12 protein-coding genes are annotated in these 10,286 nt (G+C 76.1%); 7 read left to right on the forward strand and 5 right to left on the reverse strand.

From position 1 onward, the window contains the following. Positions 1-35 precede the first annotated feature (35 nt). Genes EFE23_RS26205 through EFE23_RS26220 form a run of 4 tightly spaced genes read left to right on the forward strand, consistent with a single transcriptional unit; the run spans position 36 to position 3,847 of the window. Positions 36-1,298 carry a TolB family protein gene (locus tag EFE23_RS26205; protein ID WP_123243565.1) on the forward strand — a complete coding sequence of 421 codons (1,263 nt, stop codon included), beginning with the start codon at positions 36-38 and terminating at the stop codon, positions 1,296-1,298. A 50-nt stretch (positions 1,299-1,348) separates the two neighbouring features. Further along, the gene (locus EFE23_RS26210) at positions 1,349-2,212 is read left to right on the forward strand and encodes a PHP domain-containing protein (protein WP_123243566.1); all 864 of its coding nucleotides are present in this window, start codon (positions 1,349-1,351) and stop codon (positions 2,210-2,212) included. A gap of 31 nt (positions 2,213-2,243) precedes the next feature. Beyond that, complete coding sequence (locus EFE23_RS26215) at positions 2,244-2,858, forward strand: MarC family protein (RefSeq protein WP_123243567.1); 615 nt, start codon at positions 2,244-2,246, stop codon at positions 2,856-2,858. Between the two features lie 23 nt (positions 2,859-2,881). Continuing rightward, a complete protein-coding gene (locus EFE23_RS26220; RefSeq protein WP_199737247.1) occupies positions 2,882-3,847 on the forward strand; it encodes a RecB family exonuclease in 966 nt (321 codons plus the stop codon). Between the two features lie 201 nt (positions 3,848-4,048). Here the strand turns inward: EFE23_RS26220 and EFE23_RS26225 are convergent, their stop codons facing one another. Further along, on the reverse strand, positions 4,049-4,900 hold the full coding sequence (locus EFE23_RS26225; RefSeq protein ID WP_123243569.1) for an oxygenase MpaB family protein: 852 nt from the start codon (positions 4,898-4,900) through the stop codon (positions 4,049-4,051). A gap of 55 nt (positions 4,901-4,955) precedes the next feature. Next, a complete protein-coding gene (locus EFE23_RS26230) occupies positions 4,956-5,384 on the reverse strand; it encodes a Fur family transcriptional regulator (RefSeq protein WP_123243570.1) in 429 nt (142 codons plus the stop codon). 176 nt (positions 5,385-5,560) lie between these two features. Between EFE23_RS26230 and EFE23_RS26235 the strand changes: the two genes are divergently transcribed. Further along, positions 5,561-6,043, forward strand: a complete 483-nt coding sequence (locus EFE23_RS26235; RefSeq protein ID WP_123243574.1) for a DUF2231 domain-containing protein — start codon at positions 5,561-5,563, stop codon at positions 6,041-6,043. A 795-nt stretch (positions 6,044-6,838) separates the two neighbouring features. Then, positions 6,839-6,970, forward strand: a complete 132-nt coding sequence (locus EFE23_RS29380; RefSeq protein ID WP_255421181.1) for a hypothetical protein — start codon at positions 6,839-6,841, stop codon at positions 6,968-6,970. A gap of 10 nt (positions 6,971-6,980) precedes the next feature. Here EFE23_RS29380 and EFE23_RS26245 read toward each other — a convergent pair whose 3' ends face one another. The 3 genes from EFE23_RS26245 to EFE23_RS26255 form a co-directional block, all read right to left on the reverse strand. Further along, positions 6,981-7,484 (reverse strand): flagellar biosynthesis protein FlgA, encoded by a 504-nt coding sequence (locus tag EFE23_RS26245; RefSeq protein ID WP_233601152.1) that lies wholly within the window; start codon positions 7,482-7,484, stop codon positions 6,981-6,983. Between the two features lie 301 nt (positions 7,485-7,785). Continuing rightward, positions 7,786-8,118 carry an FmdB family zinc ribbon protein gene (locus EFE23_RS26250; protein WP_123243571.1) on the reverse strand — a complete coding sequence of 111 codons (333 nt, stop codon included), beginning with the start codon at positions 8,116-8,118 and terminating at the stop codon, positions 7,786-7,788. Between the two features lie 39 nt (positions 8,119-8,157). Beyond that, the gene (locus EFE23_RS26255) at positions 8,158-8,829 is read right to left on the reverse strand and encodes a 5-formyltetrahydrofolate cyclo-ligase (protein WP_123243572.1); all 672 of its coding nucleotides are present in this window, start codon (positions 8,827-8,829) and stop codon (positions 8,158-8,160) included. An 84-nt stretch (positions 8,830-8,913) separates the two neighbouring features. Here EFE23_RS26255 and EFE23_RS26260 point away from each other — a divergent pair. Beyond that, on the forward strand, positions 8,914-10,286 hold a 1,373-nt coding region (locus tag EFE23_RS26260), incomplete at its 3' end, for a HAMP domain-containing protein (RefSeq protein ID WP_233601153.1).

Here is a 10,286-nt window from a genome sequence, read left to right on the forward strand (position 1 = left end):
GCCCGTCCCGTCAGCACCGTCCCCGTGGAATCCCGATGAGCCGTACGCCGAACCCCTGCGACAACCAGCCGGGCGGCCTGAAGCGTCCAATGGCCGTGGGCGAGGACGAGCTGGAGCGGGCGCTGCGGGAGACCTTCGCGGGTCGCGTCGCGACCCCGCGCCCGCTCGCCGCCGACCCGGCCGGCGTGGCCATCCGCCGCGCCCGGCGCAGCGGGCGGCGCCGGGCGCTCACCGGTCTCGCCCTGGCCGGCGCGGCGACCGTGCTGGTCACCACGGGGATGGCGCAGCTCGGCGGCCCGGCCGGACACGGCGGTACGCCGATCGTGGTGCTCGGCGACCCGCGGGGCTTCACGCCCTCCCCGTTGCCGACCGCCAGCCCTCGGCCGCCGGCCGCCGAGCCGGTCCGCGCCGAACTCGACCTGATCGTCGGATCCCGGCTGGAAACCAGCGGCGGCGAGCAGCGGGAGCTGACCGGAGTGGGCCGGGTCGAACGGGCGCAGCGCGTCCCGGACTACGGCGGCTGGCTCGTCACCTCGGCGGCCACCGCGGCCGGTCGTACCCTCTGGTGGGTGCCGCCCAACGGCAGCGCGCCGCAGGTGCTGCTCGCCGGGGCGGAGGCCGTCGTGGTCGCCCCGGACGGCCGGCAGGTCGCCTGGCGGGACGGTCCGGAGATCCTCGCGGCCGGCGTGGTCGGCGGCCAGCTCGTCGCGACCAGCCGGACGGCCGCGCCGGAGGGCGCTCTGCCGATCGGCTTCGCCGCCGACGCGGTCCTGATCCGGCAGCCCGGCCACGGGGTCAGCCTCTGGGCCCGGTCGGCCGGCGGGCAGCCGGGCGCCGCCGCCCGCGACGTGCTGGACATCTACGGGGTCCTCCCCGACGGCCGGCTGGTCGGTGCGGTCTCCACCGGTACGTCCCGGCGGCCGTGCCTGGCCCTGCTCGACCCGACCCGGAACCTCGCCCCGGTCCGCACCGGCTGCGGCCCGGACCTCGCCGACGACGGTGCGGCCGGGGTCTCCCCGGACGGAAAGTGGCTGCTGGTCAACGCGACCCGCACGGCCGCCCTCCTGGTCGACCTGCGCACCCTCGGCACCGCCGTGTCGACCCACCCCGCCGGGCCGGCGGTGATCGACGGGGTGGTCTGGACGACGGCCGGTGTCGCGTTGCACGTCGATGCCGCCGGCCGGCTGGTCCGGGTCCGCCCCGACCGGGTGGTGGCCGGTGAGCGGCCCGCCGGGTCACCGGTCGCCGGGGTCACCGCGGACCAGCGGCTGGTCGTGGTCGCCGGCACCACGCCCTGACCCGCCGGCGGCGGCGGTGCCCACCGCCCCCGGGCGGTAGCGTCGGCGGGGTGAGCGCCACCCGGATCGACCTGCATGCCCACTCCACCGCCAGCGACGGCACGCTCAGCCCGGCCCAGCTGGTCCGGGCCGCCGCCGACGCCGGCCTCGACGTGGTGGCGATCACCGACCACGACACCACCGCCGGCTGGGACGCCGCGCTGGACGCGTTGCCGCCCGGGCTGACCCTGGTCCGCGGCGCCGAACTCTCCTGCCGCTGGCACGGCGTCGAGCCGGCGATCCCGCTGCACCTGCTCGCGTACCTCTTCGACCCGGCCGAGCCGGAGCTGGTCGCCGAGCTGGCCCGGGTCCGGGCGGCCCGGGAGGAGCGCGGCGAGCGGATCGTCCGGCTGCTCCAGGCTGACGGCATCGACGTCGACTGGGCGGACATCCTGGCCGGTGCGGCCGGCGGCAGCGTCGGTCGGCCGCACATCGCCCAGGCGCTGATCCGGGCCGGCCTGGTCGCCACCACGACCGAGGCGTTCGGTCCGGACTGGCTGGGCGAGCGCTACCGGCTGCCCAAGGAGGACATCGACGTGTTCCGGGCGGTGGCCCTGGTGCGGGCGGCCGGCGGGGTACCGGTCTTCGCCCATCCCCGGGCCAGCCGGCGCGGCCGGATCGTGCCGGACGAGCTGATCGCGGCGCTCGCGGCGGCCGGGCTCGCCGGCCTGGAGGCCGACCACGAGGACCACAGCCCCGCCGAGCGGGACCACGTCCGCCGGCTCGCCGCCGAGCTGGGACTGCTGGTCACCGGCTCGTCGGACTTCCACGGCACGCACAAGACGGTCCGGCTCGGCGCGTTCACCACCGACCCGGCGGCGTACGAGCGGATCGTCGCCCTGGCCGGCGGGGTGACCCCGGTCGCTTCAGGCTGAAGCGTTCCAGCGGCGCGGCTACCGTGTCCGGGTGGATCTCAAGCTCTTCGGCGAGGTCTTCGTGACCCTGCTGGTGATCGTCGACCCGCCCGGCATGATGCCCATCTTCCTCGCGCTCACCGGGCCGCTGCCGGCGCGCGACCGGAACCGGGCCGCCTGGCAGGCCGTCGCGCTGGCGCTCGGGGTGATCGTGGTGTTCGCCGTCGCCGGCCAGACCATCCTGGCCTACCTGCACGTCGACCTGCCAGCGTTGCAGGCCGCCGGCGGGCTGCTGCTGATCCTCGTCGCCCTGGAGTTGTTGACCGGCAAGTCCGACGACCCGAACCAGCAGGCCACCTCTAACATCGCCCTGGTGCCGCTGGGTACGCCGCTGCTCGCCGGGCCGGGCGCGATCGTCGCCACCATGCTCTTCGTGCAGCAGGCCGGGGCGTTCACCGACTACCTCGCCATCGCCGCCGCGATCGTCGCGGTGATGGTCACGGTCTGGGTGGTGCTGCGCTTCTCCGGCGGGATCGTCAAGATCCTCCGGCCGGGCGGCATCGAGGTGCTGACCCGGATCGCCGGCCTGCTGCTGGCGGCCATCGCGGTGCAGCTCATCGCCGACGCGATCGCCGCCTTCGTCACCCAGTACATCACCATGCGCTGATCCGGCCGGCCGTGCCGGCCGGGATGTCGTACCGGGATGGCAGGATCTGGGGCGTGCGACGACCCTCCCCGACCGGGCGACCCACCGGCGGCCGGCCGCCCCGACCCCGTGCCGAGCAGGCCGAGCAGCTCGGCTTCGAGGGGATGCCCGAGCGGCTCTTCGTCTGCACGCCCAGCAAGCTCGGCGCGTACGCGGACTGCCCCCGGCGCTACCGCTACTCATATGTCGACCGGCCCGCCCCGCCGAAGGGGCCGCCGTGGGCGCACAACTCGCTCGGCGCCAGTGTCCACACCGCCCTGAAGAACTGGTACGCCCTCGAACCGGGTCGCCGCCGGCCCGAGGTGCTGGGCACCCTGCTCAAGGGCACCTGGGTCCGTGAGGGCTACCGCGACGACGAGCAGGAGCGGGACGCCTTCCGCCGGGCGCGGGCCTGGCTGGAGGCGTACGTGGCGGGGCTGGATCCGGCCGACGAACCGGTCGGAGTGGAGCGGGTGGTCGCGGTCAAGACCGCCGCGCTCGCCTTCAACGGCCGCGCCGACCGGATCGACTCCCGGCCCGGCCCGGACGGGCGGCCCGAGCTGGTGATCGTCGACTACAAGACCGGCCGCACCGGGCTGGACAGCGACGACGCCCGCGGCTCCCAGGCCCTGGCGCTGTACGCGTACGCGGCCGAGCGGGTGTTCCGCCGGCCGTGCCGCCGGGTCGAGCTGCACCACCTGCCCACCGGCAGGGTCGCCGCGCACGAGCACACCCCGGAGTCGCTGGACCGGCAGCTCACCCGGGCCGAGGAGACCGCCCGGGACATCATGGCCGCCGAGCGGGCGGTCACCGGTGGCGCCGATCCCGACGAGGCGTTCCCCGCCACGCCCGGTCCCCGCTGCGGCTGGTGCGACTACCGGCGTACCTGCCCGGAGGGTGCGCAGACGCCCGGCAAGGACCCGTGGGCCGCCGTCGGCCGCCCCACGCCGCCACCCTCCGACCCGGACTGACCCGCCGCCACCCGGGCGGCCGGGGGCGCGGTCGCGGGTTGCGGCGGGTCGCGGTCTCCCGAGCGTCGCAGGGCGCGCATTGCGGCAATCCGCGCGGCCTGGCCAACCCGCGCGGCCCGGCCAACCCGCGCGGCCCGGCCAATCCGCGCGGCCCGGCCAATCCGCGCGGGCCCGCCAATCCGCGCGGCCCGGTCGGGTGGGTCAGGCGGCGGCGTGGCGGGCGACGCGGGCCTTCGCGGCCTGCTGCAACGGGCCCTCCCGGTAACGGCGGGGCACCGCCGCCAGGGCGAGCCGCAGGGCGCGCGCGCTCAGGTCGGCCGAGAGCGCGGTCGTGGGCAGCCCGAGACCGCCGTACAACCGGCGGGCCCAGGCCGGCAGCAGCGCCATGGCGAGGCCGGCCACGCCGAAGTACGCCCAGCGTGGCGGCCCGAGACTCAACCCGAGCCGGAGCGGCCGGCTGAGCTTCCACGGGACCGGCGGGGCGGTCAGGAACAGGGCGGTCTCCGCCGCCTCCCTGGTCATCCGCAGGTCACCCTGGATCCGCCGGTAGTAGTCGGCCACCTCGGCGGCGGTGCCCGGAACCTCGGTTGGGTCGAGCCCGACCAGGGCCGCGGACCGGCGCTGCTCGGTGTAGTAGCCGTCGACCTCGGCGTCGGTCAGCGCCAGCCCGGCCCGGCGCGCGGTGCTCAGGAAGGACTCGATCTCGGTGACGTGTACCCAGCGCAGCAGGTCCGGGTCGTCGATCCGGAACTCCTCCCCGGTGAACGGGTCACGGGCGCGCAGCCGTGCGTGCCGGGCACGCAGCCGCCGGCCGGCCGCCTCCGCCTCGGCGGTGGTGCCGTAGATGGTCGTCCCGACGTAGGTGGCGGTCCGGACCAGCCGGCCCCAGGCGTCGGTGCGGTAGTTGCTGTTCTGGGCGACGCCGGCCATCGCCCGGGGATGCAACGCCTGCAGGTAGAGCGAGCGCAGGCCGGCGACGATCAGGATCGGCTCGTCGTGCACCTTCCACGTGACCGATCCCGGTCCGAACAGGCCGAGGTCATCGGTGTCCACGGCCCAAGGGTGCCACGCGCCGGCCGGACCTGGCCCGGTCCCCGACCGGAGCCGGTCAGTCGTCGGCGGACCGGCGCGCCTGGCAGGCCGGGCAGAGACCCCAGAAGGTCACTTCCGCCTCGTCGACCTCGAACCCGTGCGCGGTGTGCGGATCGAGGCAGGGAGCGCTGCCGGTGGCGCAGTCGACGTCGGCGATCTCACCGCAACCCCGGCACACCACATGGTGGTGGTTGTCGCCGACCCGGGCCTCGTACCGGGCGGGGGAGCCGGCCGGCTCGATCCGGCGGGAGAGCCCGGCCCGGGAGAGCGCCCCGAGCACGTCGTAGACGGCCTGGGTGGAGACCGAGTCGAGCCGCTGCCGGACCCGTCGAGTGATCTCGTCGACCTCCAGATGGCCGCCGCCGGCCAGCACGTCCAGCACGGCGAGTCGCGGTCGGGTGACCCGAAGTCCCTTCGACCGGAGCAGTTCCTCACCACTGGACATGCAGTAATGACAGCACGGGGCCAGTACGCCGACAAGCGAGCGGGAACGGGGGTGGTCGGGGCCACAGGGTGAACCGCGCCCGGCGGGCGCGCGTGGGTGGGAGGTGACGAAACGCGGCGAGGATCACTTCGTCGTACGCTGACTGGGCGGTTCGCACCCACGTGCCGGAGGTGTCGGTGTTCAAGGAATTCAACGGTCTGCCCGCGCACGCCCTGCTGGTGCACGCCGCCGTGGTGCTCGTGCCGCTGCTGGCGCTGGTCTCCGTCGCGTACGGGGTGCTGCCCCGATGGCGGCCCCGGCTCGACTGGGCGGTGGCGGCCCTCGCCATCACGGCCCCGATCGCCGCGTTCCTGGCCACCGAGTCAGGGGAGGCGCTGGAGCACGTGCTGGAGCAGAAGAACTACCCGGCACAGATCCTCGACAAGGTGCGCGAGCACTCGGAGTACGGGGAGAGCCTCCGGTCGTTCACCTTCGGACTGGCCGCGGCGGCGCTGCTGCTCCTGCTGGTGACCAGCGGGTTCGCCCGGGTCCGCAACCTGCCCCGCTGGATCGCCCCCGTCCTCACCGGTGTGGTGGCGGTGCTCGCCGTGTTCGCGGTGGTGTACGTCTACCTGGCCGGGGACACCGGAGCCCAGGCGGTCTGGGGCGGCACGCTCTGAGCCGGGCTCAGAAGATCACCCGCGAGCAGAGCAGGCACATGAGCAGCACCAGCACCACCGCGGCGACCGCCCCGAAGCCGTAGGTGAGCCGCTGCGCCTGCTGCTCCGCCCGGTCCATGGCGACCATGTCCTGCGGCGGTAGCACTCGGGGCGGTGGTGGCTGCACGTACACCGGTGGCCGCCAGCCGGGCGGTGGTGGCATGGTCGGCGGCGGGCCGGCGTAGCCGCCGGGCGCGGCCGTGCCACCCGACCAGCCAGCGGCGGCAGGTCGGCCGCCGGTCGGGCCCCCGCCGGCTTCCGGGCCGGGTCGGGCCCAGGGACTCTCCGCCTGGCCCCGAGCCGCCCAGACACCGCCGGCCGGTCCCGGACCACCCGGCCGCCCCGGCTGGCCCGCGCCGCCGGGCTGGCCCGGGCCGGTCCCGGTCGTGCCGGGCTGTCCCGGCAGGGACCCCCCATCGCCGGGATGGCCTGCGCCGGGCTCCGCGCCACCGGGCTGGCCGGCACCGGCCCCGGTCGTGGCGGGCTGGCCCGCGCCGGACCCGGCGCCCTGCTGGGGCTGGCCGGTTCCGGGGGCGGGCTGGTCAGGCCCCGGGCGTCGCCAGAACTCGTCGTCGGGGCTGCCACCGCTCGGCGTCGTCACGCCGTCCGACGCTACCAACGCACGCGCCGGTCGGCCGCTCCGACGCGTCGGGGCGACCCGGCCGGGCGGGCACGCCGGACGGTCGAGGTGTCGCCACGACGCCGGTATCCTTGCCGTTCGTGAGCGATCCCGGCAGGCGTGGCGACGACGATCGCGTGGTCGATCTCAGTGACGACCTCGTGGTGCTGCCCGAGCAGACCACCGACGACACCGACCGTGGCTGGGGCGAGCGGCCCTGCGGCAACGACGACTGGCTGCTGGCCGAGCGCCCGCCGCACTGGGACTGACCCGGCGGGGTCAACCGCGTACGACGACGGCGAAGCGGCTGTCCGCCGGCACGCCGACGGTCCGCTGGGCCTGCTCGGGCCGGAGGGCCAGGTAGAGCGCGGAGGAGCCGTCGACCGCCCCGGCCGCGCCCACCACGTCGAGCACCAGCGCCCGTGGAGCGAGCAGGGTCGCCTTCCCGGCCGCCGCGCCGGCCGGCACGACCAGCAGGTCCACCCGGGCACCCGGGCGGAGCACCGCGAGGGCGGCCGGCTCGGCGAGCCGTACCGGCACGCCGACCGACCCGCTTGGCAGCGGCAGCGCGCCGCCGGAGCGGCCCGGACCGGGTGTGGCGGGGCCGGCAGCGGTCGCGGTGGGCCCGGCCCGGCCGGTGCCCGGGGGCGGACAGTCCGCCGGGGTCGACAGGACGGCGGCGGCCAGGCCGAGCAGCACGGCGACCAGCGCCAACCGGAGCAGGGTGCTGCCGCGTGGCAGCCCGCGCCAGCGCACCGGTCGCAGAGATCCGTCGTCCCCCACCGCATCCTCCCGCCCGCGCCCCGCGCCCTTCGCCCCGCGCCCTTCGCGCCGCGCCCTTCGCGCCCCGCACCCCGCGTACTGATCGCACCGCGCACCCAACGCCAGCAGGCTAGGAACACAACCCGAAGCGAGTCATCCCGTCACCCACAGCCTGTGGATAACCCGTCAACCTGTGGACAACCCCCGCCCCCGCCCCGCCCGTGCTACCCGTGGAGAGCCTCATTCACGGAAAGAGTGGCCATTCCCGCAGGAATGGCCACTCTTTCCGTGAATTTGTGCGGATCTTGAAGGGGTGGACCCGTCAGGAGGAACTGGTGGCAGCCGGGGTCTTGGTTGAGGAGCTGCTGGTCGAGGTCGAGGCGGACGAACCGCTCGAGGCGGTGCTCGGCGCGCCGTTCGAGGACGACTCGGACTTGGCCGGCGTGCTCGCGGTGCTCGTGGCGGTGTCGGAACCGGACGAACGCGAGTCGGTGCGGTAGAAGCCGGAGCCCTTGAACACGATGCCGACCGAGTTGAAGAGCTTGCGCAGCCGCCCCTCGCACGCGGGGCACTCGGTCAGCGGCTCGTCAGCGAAGGACTGCACCGCCTCGAGCTGGTGGCCGCACGCGGTGCAGGCGTACTGGTACGTGGGCACGTTCTCCTCCGGATCTGGCACGGCCGGTTGGCACTCGACTTATCCGAGTGCCAATGGTGCGTCATCGGACCCGGGTTCGTCCAGCGGAAGCGGGCCGTCCCACACCTTCACCAGCCCGCCGGCCGGGGTGATCACGGCGTGCACGGGGCGGTCGTGCGGCTCGCCGGGCACCGCCTCGACCAACTCCCCGTCGTGCAGCAGCGCCACCGTCGGCGTCCCGGCGGGCACCCGGGCCAGCGCGCGGTCGTAGGAGCCGCCGCCGCGACCCAGCCGGAACCCCCGGCGGTCCACCGCCAGGGCCGGCACGACCACCAGCCCGGCGGTGGCGACCGCGGTGGACCCCAGCCGGGGGCCGAGCGGCTCCCGTACGCCCCGCCCGGCCGCCCACAGCGATCCCGGGCCGGTGTAAACGGCCCAGTCCAGGTCGAGATCCTCGCGGAGCACCGGGAGCAGCAGCTCCGCCCCGGGCGCGAGCGCCGCCCGCAGCACGTCGGGCAGGTCGGCCCCGCCGGGCTCGGACCCGACCGGCACGTACGCGGTCACCCGGGCCGGGTCCAGCCGGCGTACCAGGGAGATCAGCTCGGCCTGTACGCGCGCCGCCGCCTCCGCGCGGCGGGCGGCCGTCAGCGACCGGCGGTGCGCGAGCCGCGCGACGCGCAACTCCCGTTTCGCCTCATGCGTGACATCCGCTCCATCAGAAAATTCCGGCATCGCAACACTCCTGACGCAACGCTTGCCTCCCGGTCGCTCTGTGTCAGCATCGCAACAAGGGGCGCGGAACTTCCGGGGGGAAGCTTGACGCTACGCGGGCGGTTGACGGCGGCCTTTCTCGCGGTGGTGCTCGGCCCCGTCCTGCTCGGCGCCGCCTTCGTCGGCTCCACCATGGCGACCCTCGACCGCAGCCGCTCCACCGAACGCCTGGGGCTGGCCGCCGCTGGCGTGCGTACCTCCGTGGACGCCCTCTGTCAGCAGCTCCGTGCGGCGGCCGACGCGGTCGCGCTGGTCACCGACCCGGCCGCCCGAACCCGCGCCGCCGACCAGGTGGTGGGGCGCGGCCTGGCCGCCGCCGTGCGGGTCACCGACACCGCCGACCGGACCAGCTACGCCACTCCCGGCGGTCCGGTCGGGCCCTGGCGCGACTGCGCCGGCGACCCGCCAACGGGTGGCCCGGTCCGGGCGCTCGCCGCCCGGGTCCAGCTCCGCGACCCCGCCGGTGCCGACCTCGGCACGGTCGCCGCCGCGCAGCCCGTCGACCCGGCCTTCATCGCCCGGCTCGCCGCGGTGACCGGCGTCGCGGTCACCCTCCTCGACGACACCGCCGGCACCGACCGGGTCACCCACACCACCGAGACCCGCGGGGTACGCGAGGCGGTGCTGGCCGCCGCCGGCACCGTCGACGGGGACCGGGTCGTCGAGACCGACGGCCGGTACGTGCGCCGCGTCGGGCCGTCCCCCGGGCAGCCGTTGCCGCTGGTCCTCTCCGTCCCCGGGGAGCGCCCGCCGGGCCTCTACGCCGCCCTGGTCGGCGCGGTCGTGCTGGCCGCCCTGCTGGCCGTGGTGGCCGCCTGGCGGCTGGCCCGGGTGACCACCCGTCCCCTTGCCGAACTCGCCGGCGCGGTGGACCAGGTGACGCGCGGCGACCTGACCGCCCGGGTGCCGGTGCGCAGCCGGGACGAGATCGGCCGGCTGGCCGGCGCGTTCAACCGGATGACCCGGGAGACCGGCAGCTACGTGGCCGCCCTGACCACCAGCCGGGACCAGCTGCGCGGGCACCTGGCGGTGCTCGGCGACACCCTGGCCAGCACCCACGACCTGCAACGCATCCTGCGGGTGATCCTGCACAGCGCGGTCGCCGCGACCGGGGCCCGGGCCGGCGCGGTGCTGCTCCTCGACGGCGACGGCGTGCTCGTCGGCCGGTGCGTCGAGGGGCTGGACGGGCGCTGGCCCGACGGGCCGGCCGATCCGGCGGCGCTGCGGGTGCCGGTGGGCGCCGGGGTGGTGGGCACGGTGGCCGCCACCGGGGAGCCGCTGCGCGGCCGGTGGGACCCGGACCGGTCGCCGGCCGGCGAGCCGAGCTGCGAGACGTACGTGGCGGTGCCCTTCGCCACGCCCAGGGCGGCGGAGCTCAGCGGCCGTGGCCCGGAGCGGCCCGGGCACCCGCCGGCCGA

The sequence above is a fragment of the Micromonospora solifontis genome (assembly GCF_003725545.1).
Lineage (GTDB): Bacteria > Actinomycetota > Actinomycetes > Mycobacteriales > Micromonosporaceae > Micromonospora > Micromonospora solifontis.